Below are 19,621 nucleotides of genomic sequence, written 5' to 3'. Positions count from 1 at the left end.
TTATATGGCATTATTTAATTTTCAAAAGCCCGATAAAGTTATCATGATCGATTCAACCGATTTTGAAGGTAAATTCGAATTTAGACCTTTAGAACCTGGTTATGGATTGACTGTTGGTAATGCATTAAGAAGAGTTTTACTTTCTTCTTTAGAAGGATACGCTATTACATCTGTTAGAATGGAAGGAGTTGAACACGAATTCTCTACTATTTCTGGTGTTGTAGAAGATGTTACAGAAATTATCTTAAATCTTAAACAAGTTCGTTTTAAAAGACAAATTGAAGATGTTGATAATGAATCTGTTTCTATGTCTTTAACAAATAAAGAACAAATTACTGCTGGTGATTTCCAAAAATTTATTTCTGGTTTTCAAGTTTTAAACCCAGATTTAGTTATTTGTAATTTAGACAGTAAAACAACTATCAACATGGAGCTTTCTATCGAAAAGGGTAGAGGTTATGTTCCTGCTGAAGAAAACAAAAAAGCAAACGCACCTATTGGTACAATATATACTGACTCTATTTACACTCCTGTAAAGAATGTTAAGTATTCAATTGAGAATTTTCGTGTGGAGCAAAAAACTGATTATGAAAAATTAGTTTTTGAAATCCAAACAGATGGTTCTATCAATCCTAAAGATGCCTTAACTGAAGCAGCTAAAACGTTGATTCATCACTTTATGTTGTTTTCTGATGAAAGAATTACACTTGAGGCTGATGAAATTGCTCAAACAGAATCATATGATGAAGAATCTTTACATATGAGACAATTATTGAAAACTAAATTAGTTGATATGGACTTGTCTGTTAGAGCTTTAAATTGCTTAAAAGCGGCTGAAGTAGATACGTTAGGAGACTTAGTTTCTTTCAATAAGAATGATTTAATGAAGTTCAGAAACTTTGGTAAAAAGTCTCTTACAGAACTTGATGAGTTGGTTGCAGCTAAAAATCTTTCTTTTGGAATGGATTTAAGCAAATATAAATTAGATAAAGAATAAATTACTTCATATTTTGCTCTCCAAAGCGGATTGCAGCAAGATGAAGGTTAAATAGTTAGTCATGAGACACGGAAAAAAATTCAACCATTTAAGTAGACAAACAAGTCACAGAAAAGCTATGTTAGCTAATATGGCTTGTTCGTTAATAGAACATAAGCGTATCAATACAACTGTTGCTAAAGCAAAAGCTTTAAAAATGTTTTTTGAGCCTCTTGTTACAAAATCAAAAGAAGATACTACTCACAACAGACGTATTGTTTTCTCTAAGTTAAGAGATAAATATGCTGTAACTGAATTATTCAGAGAAGTAGCTGCTAAAGTAGCTGACCGTCCAGGTGGATACACACGTATCATTAAATTAGGAAATCGTTTAGGAGATAATGCTGATATGGCAATGATCGAATTAGTAGATTTCAACACAATTTATACAGCTGGTAAAAAAGAAGCTAAGAAAACTACACGTCGTGGTAAGAAAAAAGCAGATGGTGCTGATGCTCCTGCTGCCGATGCTTCTGAAAACACAGATACTGCAGAATAATCATGATAATTTGATTACATATAAAAAAAGGATAAACAATGTTTATCCTTTTTTTATATGTAATAATTTCATTTTTTAATTTAAATTTGCAAATCAACAACACACATACACACAATGAAATACATTAATCGCCCTCAAGCTTTATTACTGTTAAAAGACGGTACTATTTTTTACGGAAAGTCAATAGGTATAGAAGGAAAAACTTATGGAGAAGTTGCCTTTAATACGGGTACTACTGGTTATCAAGAAATTTTTACTGACCCATCTTATTTTGGTCAAATCATGGTTACTACCAATGCTCATATTGGAAATTATGGTGTAAATCATGAAGAAGTTGAGTCAGATTCAGTAAAAATATCTGGTTTAGTTTGTAAAAATTTTAGTTTTAATTACTCTAGAGAATCTGCTGAACAAAGTCTGTATGACTATTTAGAAAAAGAAAATATAATTGTTATCTCTGATGTTGATACAAGAGCATTGGTTAGTTATATTAGAGATAATGGCGCAATGAATGCTGTTATATGTACAGACGGTACGCCAGTTGAAGTGTTAATGAAAGAGTTTGATGCTATTCCTGATATGAAAGGATTAGAGTTGGCATCTAAAGTTTCTACTAAAGAAGCGTATTATTACGGTAACGAAAATTCAAAATATAAAATATCCGCTTTAGATTTAGGGATCAAGACTAATATACTAAGAAGCCTGGCTTCAAGAGATTGTTATGTTAAGGTTTTTCCTTACAATGCTTCTTATGAAGACATGAAATCTTTTGCCCCTGATGGTTATTTTCTTTCAAATGGACCTGGTGATCCAGAGCCATTAATAAGCGCGCAACAAGTTGCCCGAGATATCATGAATGAGAATCAGCCTTTATTTGGTATTTGTTTAGGGCATCAAGTTATTGCTTTAGCAAATGGAGTTTCAACTTATAAAATGTTTAACGGACATAGAGGGATTAATCATCCTGTTAAAAATTTAATAACTGGTAAAGGTGAGATTACTTCTCAAAATCATGGTTTTGCTGTTAATAGAGAAGAGTTAGAAGCGCATCCAGATTTAGAAATCACCCATTTACATTTAAATGACAATACTGTTGCAGGAATGCATTCTAAATCTAAAAATTGTTTCTCGGTACAATATCACCCTGAGGCTAACCCAGGACCTCATGATTCAACTTATTTATTTGATCAGTTTATAGAAAACATCATTTCATTAAAAAATTAAAAACATACAAAATGAGTATCATTATTAAAGTTCATGCAAGACAAATTTTTGATTCTAGAGGTAATCCAACTGTTGAAGTGGATGTAATTACTGAAAATGGAACTTTAGGGAGAGCTGCTGTACCAAGTGGAGCTTCAACTGGAGAGCACGAAGCTGTTGAGTTAAGAGATGGTGGTAAAGAATTTATGGGTAAAGGCGTTCGCAAGGCTATTAAAAATGTGAATGTTGATATTGCTAATGAATTATTAGGCACTTCAGTCTTTGAGCAAAATGCTATTGATAAAATAATGATTGATTTAGATGGTACTCCAAATAAATCAAAATTAGGTGCAAATGCAATTCTAGGAGTTTCTTTAGCTGTTGCTAAGGCGGCTGCAAACGAATTAGGAATGCCTTTATATAGGTATGTAGGGGGTGTTTCTGCCAATACATTACCCTTACCAATGATGAATATCATTAATGGAGGTTCTCATTCAGATGCTCCTATTGCTTTTCAAGAGTTTATGATTATGCCTGTAAAGGCTAAGAGCTTTACTCATGCAATGCAAATGGGTACTGAGGTTTTCCATAATTTAAAGAAAGTTTTACACGATAGAAAATTATCAACGGCAGTTGGTGATGAAGGTGGTTTTGCGCCAAATTTATCAGGAGGTACAGAAGATGCATTAGATTCTATTAAATTAGCAGTTGAAAATGCTGGCTATACTTTTGGTGATGATATAATGATTGCATTAGATTGTGCTTCGGCAGAATTTTATGTAAACGGTAAATATGATTATTCTAAATTTGAAGGTGAAGCTGGAAAAATTAGAAATTCTCAAGAACAAGCTGAATATTTAGCTGAATTAACTACAAAATATCCAATTATCTCTATAGAAGATGGTATGGATGAAAATGACTGGGACGGTTGGAAAATTCTAACAGATTTAGTTGGCGATAAAGTTCAGTTAGTTGGCGATGATTTATTTGTAACTAACGTAGAAAGATTGTCTAAAGGAATTGATAACGGAATCGCAAACTCTATTTTAATTAAAGTAAACCAAATAGGAACTTTAACTGAAACGATTGCCGCTGTTAATATGGCGCATAATGCGGGCTATACTTCTGTAATGTCTCATCGTTCTGGTGAAACAGAAGATTATACAATTGCTGATTTAGCTGTAGCTTTAAACTGCGGACAAATTAAAACAGGTTCGGCTTCTCGTTCAGATAGAATGTCAAAATATAATCAATTGTTAAGAATTGAAGAAGAGTTGAATGAAGTTGCGTATTTTCCTGGAGCAAATGCTTTTAAGATAAAAAAATAATTTTTTTTAATAAATTAATAAAAGAACCTGCTAATATTAAGTTATTAGCAGGTTCTTTTATTTAAATAATTAACGATAAATTATTAATAATTACTTTAGAATTAAATTATTATTCGTTAAATTCGCAATGTTCATAAAATTATAAAATACATTTAGTAAATATGTCAAAAACTGCAATATTAGAGCTAGATGGCAAAAAGTATGAGTTCCCAGTTTATATTGGGACTGAAAATGAAGTAGCTATCGATATAGAAAAGTTGCGTGGAGCAACAGGTGCAATTACAATTGATCCAGGATATAAAAATACAGGTTCATGTAATAGTGAAATTACTTTTTTAGATGGTGAAGAAGGAATATTGCGTTATAGAGGTTATTCAATTGAAGAATTAGCGGATAAGTCAAACTTTATAGAGGTTTCTTATTTATTGGTTTTTGGTGAATTACCAACAACTTCACAATTAGAAAAATTTGAAAGTGATATAAAAAAATACACTTTAGTTAATGAAGAAATGAAAACCATTTTAGAAGGTTTTCCTAAAACAGCTCATCCAATGGGTGTTTTATCTTCTTTAACAAGTGCTTTAACGGCATTTAACCCTACACCGGTAAATGTTGATAATGAAAAAGAATTGTATGATGCAGTTTGTAAAACTATGGGTAAATTCATGGTTATTGCAACATGGACATATAGAAGAAGAATGGGTTATCCTTTAAATTATTACGATAATACAAAAGGATATGTAGAGAACTTCATGCGTTTAATGTTTGAAATTCCTACTGAGCCATATAAAATGGATAAAAAAGTAGTTGCTGCTTTAGATAAGTTATTTATTCTTCATGCAGATCATGAACAAAATTGTTCTACATCTACAGTAAGAATAGTTGGTTCTTCTCATGCTGGTTTATTTGCTTCGATTTCTGCAGGTGTTTCTGCTTTATGGGGGCCATTACACGGTGGTGCTAATCAAGCAGTTTTAGAAATGTTACAAGAAATTCACGATAACGGTGGAGATGTTGATAAATACGTTTTAAAAGCAAAAGATAAAGAAGATTCGTTCCGTTTATTGGGATTCGGACATAGAGTATATAAAAATTTCGATCCAAGAGCAACAATTATTAAAAAAGCAGCTGACGATGTTTTAGGAGCTTTAGGAGTTGATGATCCATTGTTGGCTATTGCTAAGAAATTAGAAAAAGTAGCTTTAGAAGATGAATATTTCAAAGCTAGAAGTTTATATCCAAACGTAGATTTCTATTCTGGAATTATATATAGAGCGATGGGAATACCTGTTGAAATGTATACGGTTTTATTCGCAATAGGGCGTTTGCCAGGTTGGATTGCACAATGGAAAGAAATGAGATTAAACAAAGAGCCTATAGGTCGTCCTAGACAAGTTTACATGGGAGCTAATTTAAGACCATTCGTTCCAGTTGAAAAAAGATAATTTATTGATTATTAAACATAAAAAAATCCCGATTTATCGGGATTTTTTTGTTTTCTATAGTTTATTCTTCTTCTCCTTCTTTTTCTGTCTTCCCAGTTAAATCGTCAATCTTGTCTTCTACTTTGTTTGCTAATTCAGATACCGTTTCTTTAGTGTCAGCTGTTTTTTCTTCAACCCATTCAGCAGCATCTTCTAATTTTTCTTTTGCAGAATCAACAAAATCTGATACTTTTTCACCAACACCCATTTCGTCTAGTTTGTCAGACGCATCATCAATTAATTCAGAGGCTTTTCCTTTTAAGTCACTAGCTGCTTCTGTAGCTTTATCAATTGCAATTTCTGCCATATTTTCAACTTTGTCACTTACATTACCTGCAGTTCCTTTTGCTTTTCCAAAAAGCGAACCAAAAAAACTTGAAATCCCCATAATTTATTTATTATTTGTTAGTAATCAAATGTAAATAAAGAATTAGTTATTTTGTGTTTATTATTTAAATATGTGAATAATTATATATTTTTTTATTAAAATGCACTTTCAGTTTTTTATCTTTGTGCAAAGCCAAAAAGCTAATTTATGTTACAATTAAATGTAAAAAACGAATCATCACGATTAAAAGCAGTCGTTTTAGGGACTGCAATAAGCAATGGGCCAACTCCAACAGTTGAAGAAGCTTATGATCCAAAGTCATTAGAACATATTCTTGCAGGAACATATCCTGTAGAAGAAGATATGGTCAAAGAAATGGAAGCTCTTAATCAGGTTTTTGAAAAATATGATGTTAAAGTTTATAGGCCAGAAATTATTGAAAATTACAATCAAATCTTCACACGAGATATTGGTTTTGTAATTGATGATGTCTTTGTTAAAGCTAATATACTGCCAGAAAGAGAACGTGAATTAGATGCTATACAATATGTAATTGATCAAATTGATCCTAAAAAAGTGGTTCGTCCGCCAGATGAAGTTCATATAGAAGGGGGAGATGTTATGGTATGGAACGATCATGTATTTATAGGTACTTACAAAGGTTCAGATTATAAAGATTATATTACTGCAAGAACCAATATGGAGGGTGTAAATTATATTAAAAACTTATTTCCTCATAAAATTGTTAAAGAATTTGACTTAGTGAAATCTAAAATTGAAGCAAAAGATAATGCATTGCATTTAGATTGTTGTTTTCAACCTGTAGGGAAAGATAAAGGGATTATTTACAAAAGCGGTTTTCGTGAGGAAGCAGATTACATGTATTTAGTAAATCTTTTTGGAAAGGAAAATTTATTTCACATTACAAGAGAAGAAATGTATGGAATGAATTCTAATGTTTTTTCAATTGCTCCAGATGTTGTTGTTTCTGAAAAAAACTTTACAAGATTAAATAATTGGTTCAAAGAACAAGGATTTACAGTAGAAGAAATTCCTTATGCTGAAATAGCAAAACAAGAAGGTTTACTTCGCTGTTCAACATTGCCATTAATTAGAGAATAATTTTATTAAAAATACAAAATGAAACAAACAACAAATACAATATTAATGATTCGTCCGGTTGCTTTCCGTATGAACGAACAAACTGCAGTAAATAACTACTATCAAAAAGTTTTAGACGGTCTTTTACCTGCTACTGTAAATGCGAAAGCTCAAGAAGAGTTCGATAATTATGTAGAAAGATTAAAAGCTGTAGGAATTAACGTTATTGTGGTTGATGATACTATTAAACCAGATACTCCAGATAGTATTTTTCCAAATAACTGGGTTTCTTTCCACGAAAACGGAGATGTTGCTCTATATCCTATGTTTGCTGAAAATAGAAGATTAGAAAGACGTGAAGAAATTTTAGATTTACTTGAAGATAAAGGATTTAAAATTGAAAACATAGTAGATTACACTTCTGCTGAAGAAGATAATTTGTATCTAGAAGGCACAGGTAGTATATTATTAGATAGAGAAAACGAAATTGCATATTGTGCTTTGTCTCCAAGAGCAGATGAAGAGCTTTTTATTGAGTTTTGTGAAGATTTTCATTATGATCCAGTAATTTTTGAAGCTTTTCAAACATTGTCAAATGGAGAAAGAAAAAATATTTATCATACTAATGTGATGATGTGTTTAACAGAAACATTTGCTGTCGTTTGTGCTGATTGTATTGATGATAAAGCAGAACAAAAAAATGTTTTAAAGCGTTTAAAAAACAGTGGTAAAGAAGTAATTTTAATTACTGAAGAACAAGTAAATAATTTTGCAGGGAATATGCTGCAGGTTCGTGGAGCAAATGACGAATTATTTTTAATTATGAGTAATGCAGCATATCAATGTTTAACGAAAGATCAAATAGCTAAAATTGAAAAGCATTGTAAAATTATTTATGCGAGTTTAGATACTATTGAACTTTGTGGTGGTGGAAGTGCACGTTGCATGATGGCTGAAGTTTTCTTGCCTAAAGCATAATTTAATAGATATAAAATAAAAAAAAATCCCAAACATTGTTTGGGATTTTTTTATGAAGTCTTTTTTGATTTATAAAGCGACCTTCAATATGTTTATTACAGCACTACTTATGTATTGAATTCCAATTGCAATGACAATAAATCCTATTATTCTCGAAATAGCAACAAGCCCAGAAGCACCAAGTATTTTAGAAAGATAATGTGCGCTTTTTAGAATAAAAAAAATAGAAATGGCAACACATAAAATGGCAACGCAAGTTGTTATTTTTTGAGAAATTGCAGGTTGTTCCTGATACATTGCAATTAACAAAGACATTGATCCAGGTCCGGCAAGCATAGGCATTGCTAATGGAGTAAGTGCAATGTCGTTTCTGTGCATCGCATCATTAGTTACTCTTTTATTTAAACCTTTACGCTTGCTTATGTTTCCAGATAATAACGAAAATCCAGAGTTTACAATAATAATTCCTCCGGCAATTCTTAAAGCATCAATGCTGATTCCGAAAAAATTCAACACATATTCTCCAATAAAAAAAGAAATTAAAAGAATTATACCAACATTTACAGCAGCCCAAATTGAAATTCTTGATCGTTCTTTTTTAGTGTCGTCTTGTGTAAGTCCAACAAAAATAGGGATTGATCCTAATGGGTTAATTACAGAAAATAATGCTGCGAATACATAAATAAATAGCTCCATAAGTTTTTTTTGCAAATATATAGCTACTTTTTTAAATAGCTTTTAATCTAATGTTAACCCAAAGTTATAATTATTTTAGTAATTTTATGTAAATATTCTTAATATATGGAATCGCCATTGATAAAAAGTTTTTATAAAATAAAAACAATTAATGAAGATGGTGCGATACCATATGACCAATAAAAATAATCTGCATATGAAAACACTTGTCATTGGAGCTTCCACAAATAAAGAGCGATATTCTTATAAAGCAATTAATAATTTAATTGCAAAAAGTCATCAAGTAGTAGCAATTGGGGCTAAAAAAGGAATGGTTTTGGATATTCCAATTGAAACTGAAAAATTAGATTTCCATGCAATTGATACGGTAACACTTTATTTAAATCCAAAAGGGCAAAAAGAATATTATGACTATATCCTTTCATTAAAACCAAGAAGAGTGATCTTTAATCCTGGGACTGAAAACGAAGAATTCTATAAAATTCTAAAAGCACATCAAATTGCTTTTGAAGAATCGTGCACTTTAGTTTTGCTTGCTACGAATCAATATTAGGCCTAAGAAAGTTAGTAATCCGTTTACAATTAATATTTCGAAACCAAAATTAAAACCAAACCAATCAAAACTGAAGTTGTTTAGTAATAATGAAATAATCACAGCTGAAATGGCTACTATTGGCACTAAGACATCTTTTACTTTCCATTTGGTGAATAATCCAAAACTGTAAAGCCCTAATAAAGGTCCGTAAGTAAATCCTGCAAATTTCAATACTTTATCAATTATGCTGGAGTCGTTGAAAGCATATTTGAAAAATAAGATTACAAAAATAGAGATGACCACAAACATTAAGTGAATCCTCTTTCTTATTGCAACTTGTTTTGCTTCGTCGTATTTTTTCTCAATGTCAAGAATGTCTATACTAAAAGAGGTTGTTAGAGATGTTAATGCGCTATCTGCACTTGAATATGCCGCAGCAATTAATCCAAGTAAGAAACTAAAAGCTACTACAATTCCTAAATGTTTATTGGCTAAAATTGGAAATAAAGCATCGCCGTGAGCATCAATTCCGTATTTTAAAGCATATTCAGTAAATAAAAGGCCTAAAACAAGAAAGAAGAAGTTTACAATCGTGAGTACAATTGTGAACCAAAACATGTTTTTTTGAGCGTCTTTTAATGTTTTGCAAGTCAGGTTTTTTTGCATCATATCTTGGTCTAAGCCAGTCATAACAATTGCAATAAAAATACCTGATAAAAATTGTTTCCAAAAATAGGTAGGTGCGTTTGCATTCTCTAAAAAGAAAGTTTTAGAAAATGAGCTATCGGCAATAAAATTTGAAAAATTTGAAATGTTTAATCCTAAATCTTCAGAAACTACAACGATACAAATTCCTACAGAAACCAACATGAAAAATGTTTGAAGTGTGTCGGTCCAAATGATGGTTTTTATTCCTGATTTAAATGTATAAACCCAAATCAATAAAATAGTTACTGTAACTGTAATCCAATATGGGATTGCTAATGGTTCAAAAACTAAAGTTTGTAAAACATTAGCAACTAAAAGTAACCTTAAATTAGATCCCACTGTTCTAGAGACGATAAAAAACCAAGCTCCGGTTTTATAAGCATATTTGCCAAATCGATCTTCTAAATAAGTATAAATAGAAGTTAAATTGAGTTTATAATAGAGTGGGAGTAATACTGTTGCAATTATGAAATATCCAATAATATATCCTAAAACAATTTGAAAATAAACAAATTGAGCACCTTCATCTTTACCAGGAACAGAAATAAATGTTACACCAGAAAGGGAAGAGCCTATCATTCCAAAAGCTACTAAATACCATGGAGATTGTTTATTTGCTTTAAAAAAAGAATCGTTATTTGAAACTTCTTTTTTCCCAGTAAAGTAAGAAAACAAAATAAGTACACTAAAATAAGATAGTATTAATATAAGGATTGATATTGGATTCATAATTTTGATTAATTTCAAACAAAGATAAAAGAATATCTTAATAATTAAATGACATAGTTTTGTATTTTTGCAACTATGGAATTACCTTCAAAATTACTAGAAAACGCTGTAAATGAAATTGCTCAATTGCCTGGAATTGGTAAGAGAACAGCACTTCGATTAGCATTGCATTTACTTCGTCAGCCATTGGATCAAACTCAAAATTTGAGCACTTCATTGTTTAAATTAAGAAGTGAGATTTCTTACTGCGAGGAATGTCATAATATTTCAGATAATGCTATTTGCCAAATATGCAGTAATGTGAAAAGAGAAAAGGGTTTAATCTGTGTGGTTGAAGATGTTAGAGACGTTATGGCAATTGAGAATACGGGGTTGTATAAAGGGACTTATCATGTTTTAGGAGGTAAGATTAATCCAATTGAGGGTATAGGTCCTAGTCAGTTGAAAATTAAAACTTTAGTAGATAAAATTAAAGCAGGAAATGTTGAAGAAGTTATTTTTGCACTAAGTTCAACAATGGAAGGGGATACAACTAATTTCTACATTTATAAACAGATTAAAGAATTTGATGTTAAAACATCAACAATAGCTAGAGGAGTTGCTGTTGGAGATGAACTTGAATATGCAGATGAAGTTACATTAGGGAGAAGTTTATTGCATAGAATTCCGTTTGAAAACTCATTAAAGTATAATTAATTTTTTAATATTAAAGGGTTTAAATTTCTCAAATTTAATTCTAAAAACTATATTTGTTTTCTTAAATAAAATCTAATGAAATTATATAGATATATATGCATATTAATGATGTGGGCTTGTGCTACTTCATGCATAACAAATAAAAATTTAGTTTACTTGCAAAAAACACAAGAAAAAGAGGGTTTTATTGAAGTGAATCAATCTTCAAGTCCATATCGTATTCAAACTAATGATATATTATCAATCACAATAAAAGCTTTAGATCAAAGGTTGGTGGAAATGTTTAGTCCTACCACTGCGGGAGGTCAAGTTCAACAAAGTCAACAAGCGCTTTATTTTAGTGGATTTACTGTTGATGATCATGGAAATATTAATATTCCTGTTTTAGGAAATTTAAATGTTTTGGGTTATACAGTTGAAGAAGTAAAAAATGAAGTAGAAAAAAAACTGCTAGATGAATATTTTAAAAATGAAGCAAGGTTGTTTGTGAATGTTAAATTAGCAGGTTTAAGGTATACAGTAAATGGGGAAATTGGTTCTCCAGGAACAAACGTCTTGTTCCAGGACAAGGTAAATATAATGGAAGCAATTGCCAATTCAGGCGACATTACGATAACTGGAAATAGAAAAGAAGTGCAAGTTATTAGAAAATTACCTCAAGGCTTTGAAACGCATTATATTGATTTAACAAGTTCAAAAGCATTTGATTCTCCTGTTTTTTATATACAGCCAAACGATTATATTTACATCAAACCTTTGAGGCAAAAATCTTGGGGAACTGGAAAAACAGGTGTTGAGACAATTGGAGCAATAGTATCTGCTATGTCTTTAATTGCGACAACTATTTTCTTAACAAAAAATCTATAATAGAAGTAAGGATGTTAGATACTAAAGATTTTGCTTTTTTTGAGTCTCAATCAAATTTCGATTTCAAAGGATTCTTTTTGAAAATCATCAGCTATTGGAAGTGGTTTGTGTTGAGTTTTGTAATTACTTTTCTCATTGCTTATAATGTTAATGTTAGAAAAGAAAAGGTTTATGGGATGGAATCTAGTATAGTTGTTAAAGATGAAAATAATCCATTTTTTTCAGCTAATACAAGTTTAGTTTTTAACTGGGGAGGCGTTTCAGACAAAGTGCAAACGGTTATTACTACTTTAAAATCGCGTTCGCATAATGAATTGGTTGTCGAAAATTTAGAATACTATATTAATTATGAAGTAAAAGGGAAATATTATTTTGAAGATGTGTATGGAAGTGTTCCTTTTTATGTAAAGATTAATAAAAACAAAGGGCAGCTTTTAAACACACCAATTAAGATTAAATTTTTGTCTTCAAATCAATATGAATTAAGTGTAGATTTTACTGAATATCCTTCAGGATCACTTATTCATTATGTAGATGATTCACGAAATGATTTAGGTCAACAAAATGATGTCTTTGTTAAAAAATATAGGGTTGACGAAGAAGTCAGCTTGCCTTTCTTAAATCTTAAATTGCATTTAAATCCTGATGCAATTGATTTCAAAGGGAAAGAATTTTACATACGATTTAGCGACTTTAATAGTGTAGTTGCTCAATACAAGGAGATTGATGTCTCAGCTGATGTAAAGGCTGCATCAGTTGTGTCGCTTCAGTTGCACGGAGCAAATAAATACAGATTGGTTAAGTATTTAAACACAACTGTGACTTTGCTGAAAAAAATTCAGCTGGACGGTAAAAATCAATTTGCTACCAATACTATTAATTTTATTGACAGTACATTATTGCAAATGGAAGGGCAAATTAAGGATGCGGAAAATGAGTTAAAAGATTTTAGAAGAGGAAAAAATGTTTTTCAATTAGAAGCGGGTGGTGAAAAATTAACACAAAAAGTATCAGATTTTGATGTAACTAAAGATGAATTAGAACGTAAAAGCAGATATTTAAATTTACTTAACTCTTATTTGCTTAAAAACAATGACTTTTCAAAATTGCCCGCACCCTCTGTGGCAGGAATTGACGACCCAAATATTATAACAAACGTTTCAAAATTAATTCAATTGTCTACACAACGAGCAGAGTTGGGATATTCAGTTAAGAGTGATAAAATGTTTACCGAATTTGATTCAGAAATGGAGGCATTAAAGAGGGTTTTGTTGCAAAATATTATTAGTGCTAGAGCAGCTTTGAATGTAGACATGTCTATTGTAAACAGAAATATAGCAACAATTGAGGGAGAAATAAATACACTTCCTGAACAACAGCAGGAATTAATAAAAATTACAAGAAAGTATGATTTAAAAGATAATTTATACAGTACTTTTTTGCAAAAAAGAAGTGAGGCAGAAATTGTTAAAGCGGCTAATATTTCTGATGTAGATTTTATTGATCCGGCAAAAGATGTTGGAGGAGGTTTAAGAGGACCAAAGACAAGTATCAATTATATTTTAGCTTTATTAATTGGTTTTTTAGCGCCGTTTTCTATAATCTTTTTAATTACGCTATTAGATAATAATATAAACACAACAGAAGATATTCAGAAGCTTACCAAAATTCCATTAATTGGAGTTATTGGTAAAAAAAATACCTTGAATAATTTATCTGTTTTTGAAAAACCAAAATCCCCTTTGGCAGAATCTTTTAGAGCAATTCGTTCTTCATTACAGTTTATGTATAAAAAACAAAATGTTGGAGGCTCAAAAATTTTAATGCTAACATCATCAGTAAGTGGAGAAGGAAAGACATTCTGTTCAATAAATCTAGCTACTGTTTTTGCATTAAGTAATAAGAAAACTGTAATTGTTGGATTAGATTTACGTAAACCAAGAATTTTCGGAGATTTTAATATCGATAACATTACGGGTGTTGTTAATTATTTAATAGGCCAAAAAACATTAGAAGAAGTAACCCAATCAACTCATATACCATTTTTAGATGTTATATCATCAGGGCCAATTCCACCTAATCCCGCTGAATTGTTATTGGGAGAGTCAATGAATGAATTGATTGAAGAGCTAAAGTTAAAATACGACTATATTATCTTAGATACTCCTCCGGTAGGTTTAGTTTCGGATGCTTTAGAATTATCGAAATTTTCGGATGCAACAATATATGTTACTAGACAAGGGTTTACCAAAAAAGGAATGCTTGCGGTGGTAAATGAAAAGCACAAAAGAGGAGAGTTAAATAATATTAGCATATTGTTGAATGGGTTTGAGAATAAAACAAAGTACGGTTATGGTTACGGTTATGGCTACGGCTACGGTTACGGTGCTTATGGAGAATCATATCATGAAGGAGTGTTAGAAGAAAAAGGTTTGAAAAAAATCTTAAATAAGTTTAGAAATAAAAATTCTTAAAGTTTGGAAAACGCAATAAAGAATAAAAAAATACTTATTACAGGAGGTGCAGGATTTATAGGCTCTAACCTATGTAATTATTTTGTTAAAAATAATGAAGTAGTTTGTTTAGATAATTTTGCTACAGGTCATTTTCATAATATTGCTCATTTAATCGATAACAAAAACTTTACATTAATTGAAGGTGACATTAGAGATTATACAGTTTGTGAAGCGGCAGTAAAAGGAATTGATTACGTGTTGCACCAAGCCGCTCTTGGTTCTGTGCCAAGGTCAATTAACGACCCTATAACTTCTAACGAAGTTAATGTTTCTGGTTTTTTAAATATTTTAAGAGCATCAACTCAAGAAGGAGTCGCAAGATTTGTATACGCTGCAAGTTCATCTACATATGGTGATTCAGAAGCATTGCCAAAGTTAGAAGATGTAATTGGAAACCCATTATCTCCTTATGCAGTAACTAAATATGTTAATGAATTATATGCAGATGTTTTTAGTAAAACGTATGGAATAGAAGTAATCGGACTTAGGTATTTTAATGTTTTTGGAAGAAACCAAGACCCTAATGGAGCTTATGCGGCTGTTATTCCTAAATTTGTAAAAAGTTTTATAAATCACGAAAGCCCAGTAATCAATGGTGACGGAAATTTTTCGAGAGACTTTACTTATATTGATAATGTAGTTCATATGAATGAAAAAGCATTAGAAACTAAAGATATTAATGCAATAAATACAGTTTATAATACTGCTTATGGAGATAGAACAACTCTAAACGAATTGATCAAATATTTAAAAGAGTATTTATCGGAATTTGACCCTGAGATTTCAAATATTGAAGTTAAGTATGACTCTATAAGAGATGGCGATATACCTCATTCTTTAGCAAGTATTGAAAAAGCAAAAAAATTATTAAATTATAATCCAAAGTATTCATTAAAAGAAGGTTTGAGAGAGGCTGTTGAATGGTACTGGAAAAATTTAAAATAAGATATGATTAAAAATATATGTTGTATAGGCGCAGGTTATGTTGGTGGTCCAACAATGGCAATTATAGCGCAAAAATGCCCTAATATTAAGGTTACTGTTGTAGATTTAAATGAAGAGCGAATTGCTGCTTGGAATGATGCAGATGTTTCTAATATACCTATATATGAACCAGGTTTAAGTGAAATTGTAGCCGAATCAAGAGGACGTAATTTATTTTTTTCTACAGAAGTAGATAAAGCAATTGATGAGGCTGAAATGATTTTTATTTCAGTAAATACACCTACCAAGACCTACGGAGTTGGTAAAGGGATGGCTGCAGATTTAAAATATATTGAATTATGTGCTCGCCAAATTGCAAGAGTTGCTAAAACGAATAAAATAGTTGTTGAGAAATCAACATTGCCTGTAAGAACAGCAAGTGCAATTAAAGATATTTTAGACCATACGGGTAATGGAGTGAAATTTCAAATTTTATCTAATCCAGAATTTTTAGCAGAAGGAACAGCTGTTGAAGATTTGTTAGCACCAGACAGGGTTTTAATTGGTGGTGACTCTTCTAATGAAGGACAGCAAGCTGTTCAGTTATTAGTAGATGTTTATTCTAATTGGGTTCCAAAAGATAAAATTCTTACAACAAATGTTTGGTCTTCTGAATTATCTAAATTAACAGCCAATGCCTTTTTAGCACAAAGAGTTTCTTCTATAAACGCTATGTCGGAACTTTGCGAAAAAACAGGAGCTGATGTAAACGAAGTCGCAAAAGCAATTGGAATGGACAGTAGAATTGGTTCAAAATTCTTGAAATCATCTGTTGGTTTTGGGGGTTCGTGTTTTCAAAAAGACATTCTAAATTTAGTTTATATAGCTCAATCATATGGGTTAAACGAAGTGGCTGATTATTGGGAACAAGTGATTATTATGAATGATCATCAAAAAAGAAGGTTCGCAAAAAACATTATAAAAACATTATATAATACTGTTTCTGGTAAAAAAATTGCTTTTTTAGGTTGGGCTTTTAAAAAAGACACTAACGACACTAGAGAATCAGCTGCAATTTATGTTGCTGATTACTTGCTTTCCGAACAAGCTAAAATTTCGGTTTATGATCCTAAGGTAAATGAAAAGCAAATACTTTTTGATTTGGATTACTTAGAATCAAGAAATGAAAGTGATAACAAAAGTGGCGTTTCGGTTTTAGAAAACCCTTATAAAGTATGTGAGAACGCTCATGCTATAGCAGTACTGACTGAATGGGACGAGTTTAAAACATACGATTGGCAAAAAATATATGATTCAATGCTTAAACCAGCATTTATTTTTGACGGAAGAAACTTATTGAATAAAGAGAAATTAGAAAAAATTGGATTCGTTTACCAGTCTATTGGTTCTTAAAAAATAAAATATGAGTACAAAAATTGCAATTATTGGTTTAGGATATGTAGGTTTACCATTAGCTCGTTTGTTTGCTACAAAGTTTAATGTTGTTGGTTTTGATATCAATCAAAATCGAATAAATGAACTTAATAAAGGTATTGATGCTACACTTGAAATTGAGAATGAAGTTTTAAAAGCGGTATTAAAAGATACTAATTCTAATACTATAGGATTGTTTTGTACAAATGATTTAAAAGAAATTGAGTTGTGCAATTATTATATCGTCACTGTACCAACTCCAGTTGATAAACACAACAAGCCCGATTTAACCCCTTTGTATAAAGCAAGTGAAACTGTTGCAAAAGTATTGAAAAAGGGAGATATAGTTATTTATGAATCAACTGTTTATCCAGGAGTTACTGAAGATGAATGTGTGCCAGTTTTAGAGAAAATATCTGGATTAAAATTTAATGTAGATTTCTTTGCAGGTTATTCGCCAGAGCGTATTAATCCAGGAGATAAAGAGCATACGGTTGAAAAAATATTAAAAGTTACTGCTGGTTCTACTCCAGAAATTGGAATTAAAGTAAATGAATTATATAAATCTGTAATTACAGCAGGAACTCATCTTGCTCCAACTATAAAAGTGGCCGAAGCCGCAAAAGTAATTGAAAACTCGCAACGTGATATCAATATTGCATTTGTAAATGAGTTGGCAAAAATTTTCAATTTATTAGAAATTGATACAAAAGCTGTTTTAGAAGCAGCAGGAACCAAATGGAATTTTCTTCCATTTAAGCCCGGTTTAGTTGGCGGACATTGTATAGGTGTTGATCCTTATTATTTAGCACAAATAGCACAAGAAAAAGGGTATCATCCTGAAATTATTTTAGCTGGAAGAAGGTTGAACGATAGTATGGGAGAGTATGTAGCTTCACAAGTGATAAAGCATATGATTAAGAAAGGAGTTGTTGTAAATGGTGCTTCGATTTTAATGTTGGGAATTACTTTTAAAGAAAATTGTCCAGATGTTCGAAACACAAAAATAGTTGATGTTATTTCGTCTTTAAAAGAATACGGAGTAAGTGTTACCATTTTTGATCCTTTGGCCAATCCAAAAGAAGTCGCACATGAGTATGGGCTTGAAATTACAAACAATGCTCCAGGTGAAAAATTTGACACCATTATTTTAGGAGTTGCCCATAAAGAATTTGAAACATTAGATTTGTCTTTATTAAAAAAGGAAAAAAGTGTTCTTTACGATGTAAAAGGTGTTCTTCTTGATGCTGTAGATGGGAAGTTGTAATATCTAATTATTTATGAAATCGGTTTTTAAAAACGTTGTTCAATCACAACTTGTAAAGGTGTCTACTTTTACTTCTGTTTCAACAATAATAAAAATAATTTCATCATTTATTTCAGCAAAATTTTTAGCTGTTTTTACTGGTCCTGCCGGTATAGCGATGTTAGGACAGTTAACAAATTTCATTACAATACTTATTCAAGTTTCTACAGCAGCTACAGGAACAGGTGTTGTTAAACTAACGGGTGAATATCGAAAAGATGAAGCTCAACTAAAAAGAGTTTTGTCAACGTCTTTTACGATTAATTTGTTTTTTTCAATCTTTATTGGAATTCTACTAATACTTTTTTATCCAATCATTTCTGAATTTATATTCATTGACGCTAAGTATGGCTGGTTGGTTGTGTTTATTGCTTTTTGTACTCCTTTAATAGCAATAAATAATTTTATTTTATCGGCATTAAATGGTTTGCAATTTTTTAAAAAATATGTTTATGTAAACATTTGGGCCAGTATTATTAGTTTGTTCTTAACTATTTTATTAGTAGTTTTTTATAAAATTGAGGGAGCGTTATTAGCTTATGTTTTAACCCAATCAACAATCTTTTTTGTCAGTTTGTTTCACAGCAAGGTTATTAAATGGAAACAAAATGTTTTACTATCTATTGATAAAGTGACTTTAAAAGAATTGTCTCATTTCTCACTATATGTTATAATCAGTGCTTTTTGCTTTCCTTTTATTCAAATTTTAGTTAGAACTTTATTAACAGAAACGTTAAGTATTACTATTGCAGGAATTTGGGAAGGTGTAAATAGAGTTTCTAGTATGTATTTGTTGTTGATATCAAGTGCAATTGGAGTGTATTTTTTCCCTAAATTAAGTTCGTTAAAAACCAAAGAAGAAATTTCTTATGAGTTAATTTTTGCCAATAAAATTTTCATCTCAGGAACTGTTTTTTTAGGAGCTATTTTATTGCTTTTAAAGAAATGGCTTATACCTTTAGCTTTGTCAAATGAGTTTTTACCCATTAATGAGGTGTTGTATATTCAAGTAATTGGCGATGTTTTTTCCATTAGTAAAATGCTTTTACTGATGGTCTTATTAAGCAGAGGAAAAACTTCTATACTTATTTTTGCCGAAATTATTTTTTCAGCCTTATATTGCGTTTTGAACTATTATTTTATAAATAACTACACGAGCTTATCAGTAATATTATGGGCTTATCCAATTTATACTTTTAGCTATTGGTTATTTTTGCTTTTTTGGTATAAAACAAAATTTAAAAACATATAAC

The 19,621-nt window shown here is 30.8% G+C and carries 18 protein-coding genes; 15 read left to right on the top strand and 3 right to left on the bottom strand.

Annotated features, from left to right (window positions below):
• Positions 1-4: 4 nt before the first annotated feature.
• From UXY25_RS03290 to UXY25_RS03270, 5 genes are all read left to right on the top strand, one after another.
• Positions 5-997, top strand: a complete 993-nt coding sequence (locus tag UXY25_RS03290) for a DNA-directed RNA polymerase subunit alpha (RefSeq protein ID WP_320814575.1) — start codon at positions 5-7, stop codon at positions 995-997.
• Positions 998-1,058: 61 nt separating this feature from the next.
• Positions 1,059-1,535, top strand: coding sequence for a 50S ribosomal protein L17 (gene rplQ / locus UXY25_RS03285; protein WP_320814574.1), 477 nt, complete (start codon positions 1,059-1,061; stop codon positions 1,533-1,535).
• Positions 1,536-1,649: 114 nt separating this feature from the next.
• A complete protein-coding gene (gene carA, locus UXY25_RS03280) occupies positions 1,650-2,759 on the top strand; it encodes a glutamine-hydrolyzing carbamoyl-phosphate synthase small subunit (protein WP_320814573.1) in 1,110 nt (369 codons plus the stop codon).
• 11 nt (positions 2,760-2,770) lie between these two features.
• Positions 2,771-4,066, top strand: a complete 1,296-nt coding sequence (eno, locus tag UXY25_RS03275; protein WP_320814572.1) for a phosphopyruvate hydratase — start codon at positions 2,771-2,773, stop codon at positions 4,064-4,066.
• 161 nt (positions 4,067-4,227) lie between these two features.
• Complete coding sequence (locus UXY25_RS03270) at positions 4,228-5,511, top strand: citrate synthase (RefSeq protein ID WP_320814571.1); 1,284 nt, start codon at positions 4,228-4,230, stop codon at positions 5,509-5,511.
• 61 nt (positions 5,512-5,572) lie between these two features.
• Here UXY25_RS03270 and UXY25_RS03265 read toward each other — a convergent pair whose 3' ends face one another.
• Positions 5,573-5,938, bottom strand: coding sequence for a hypothetical protein (locus tag UXY25_RS03265; protein ID WP_320814570.1), 366 nt, complete (start codon positions 5,936-5,938; stop codon positions 5,573-5,575).
• A gap of 147 nt (positions 5,939-6,085) precedes the next feature.
• Here UXY25_RS03265 and UXY25_RS03260 point away from each other — a divergent pair, with 147 nt between their 5' ends.
• Both UXY25_RS03260 and ctlX read left to right on the top strand, forming a co-directional pair.
• Entirely contained in the window at positions 6,086-7,000 is a 915-nt protein-coding gene (locus tag UXY25_RS03260) for a dimethylarginine dimethylaminohydrolase family protein (protein ID WP_320814569.1), read from the top strand.
• A gap of 18 nt (positions 7,001-7,018) precedes the next feature.
• On the top strand, positions 7,019-7,957 hold the full coding sequence (ctlX, locus tag UXY25_RS03255) for a citrulline utilization hydrolase CtlX (protein WP_320814568.1): 939 nt from the start codon (positions 7,019-7,021) through the stop codon (positions 7,955-7,957).
• A gap of 69 nt (positions 7,958-8,026) precedes the next feature.
• On the opposite strand, the gene UXY25_RS03250 is transcribed toward ctlX, so the two are convergent.
• The gene (locus UXY25_RS03250; RefSeq protein ID WP_320814567.1) at positions 8,027-8,653 is read right to left on the bottom strand and encodes a MarC family protein; all 627 of its coding nucleotides are present in this window, start codon (positions 8,651-8,653) and stop codon (positions 8,027-8,029) included.
• 196 nt (positions 8,654-8,849) lie between these two features.
• Between UXY25_RS03250 and UXY25_RS03245 the strand changes: the two genes are divergently transcribed.
• Positions 8,850-9,206 carry a CoA-binding protein gene (locus tag UXY25_RS03245; RefSeq protein ID WP_320814566.1) on the top strand — a complete coding sequence of 119 codons (357 nt, stop codon included), beginning with the start codon at positions 8,850-8,852 and terminating at the stop codon, positions 9,204-9,206.
• On the opposite strand, the gene UXY25_RS03240 is transcribed toward UXY25_RS03245, so the two are convergent.
• The gene (locus UXY25_RS03240; protein WP_320814565.1) at positions 9,177-10,625 is read right to left on the bottom strand and encodes a sodium:solute symporter; all 1,449 of its coding nucleotides are present in this window, start codon (positions 10,623-10,625) and stop codon (positions 9,177-9,179) included. The genes UXY25_RS03245 and UXY25_RS03240 overlap by 30 nt on opposite strands.
• Before the next feature lie 75 nt (positions 10,626-10,700).
• On the opposite strand from UXY25_RS03240, the gene recR reads away from it, so the two are divergent.
• From recR to UXY25_RS03205, 7 genes are all read left to right on the top strand, one after another.
• Complete coding sequence (gene recR / locus UXY25_RS03235; RefSeq protein WP_320814564.1) at positions 10,701-11,321, top strand: recombination mediator RecR; 621 nt, start codon at positions 10,701-10,703, stop codon at positions 11,319-11,321.
• 75 nt (positions 11,322-11,396) lie between these two features.
• Positions 11,397-12,188, top strand: a complete 792-nt coding sequence (locus UXY25_RS03230) for a polysaccharide biosynthesis/export family protein (RefSeq protein ID WP_320814563.1) — start codon at positions 11,397-11,399, stop codon at positions 12,186-12,188.
• An 11-nt stretch (positions 12,189-12,199) separates the two neighbouring features.
• On the top strand, positions 12,200-14,662 hold the full coding sequence (locus UXY25_RS03225; RefSeq protein WP_320814562.1) for a polysaccharide biosynthesis tyrosine autokinase: 2,463 nt from the start codon (positions 12,200-12,202) through the stop codon (positions 14,660-14,662).
• A 3-nt stretch (positions 14,663-14,665) separates the two neighbouring features.
• A complete protein-coding gene (locus tag UXY25_RS03220) occupies positions 14,666-15,649 on the top strand; it encodes an SDR family oxidoreductase (protein WP_320814561.1) in 984 nt (327 codons plus the stop codon).
• Positions 15,650-15,652: 3 nt separating this feature from the next.
• Complete coding sequence (locus UXY25_RS03215) at positions 15,653-17,041, top strand: UDP-glucose 6-dehydrogenase (RefSeq protein WP_320814560.1); 1,389 nt, start codon at positions 15,653-15,655, stop codon at positions 17,039-17,041.
• Between the two features lie 10 nt (positions 17,042-17,051).
• On the top strand, positions 17,052-18,329 hold the full coding sequence (locus tag UXY25_RS03210; RefSeq protein WP_320814559.1) for a nucleotide sugar dehydrogenase: 1,278 nt from the start codon (positions 17,052-17,054) through the stop codon (positions 18,327-18,329).
• A 13-nt stretch (positions 18,330-18,342) separates the two neighbouring features.
• On the top strand, positions 18,343-19,620 hold the full coding sequence (locus UXY25_RS03205; RefSeq protein WP_320814558.1) for an O-antigen translocase: 1,278 nt from the start codon (positions 18,343-18,345) through the stop codon (positions 19,618-19,620).
• The last annotated feature ends 1 nt before the right edge of the window (position 19,621 follow it).

The organism is Flavobacterium sp., from assembly GCF_034111225.1.
In the GTDB taxonomy this organism is placed as follows: Bacteria; Bacteroidota; Bacteroidia; order Flavobacteriales; family Flavobacteriaceae; genus Flavobacterium.
This window is presented reverse-complemented; position numbering and strand designations above follow the sequence as displayed.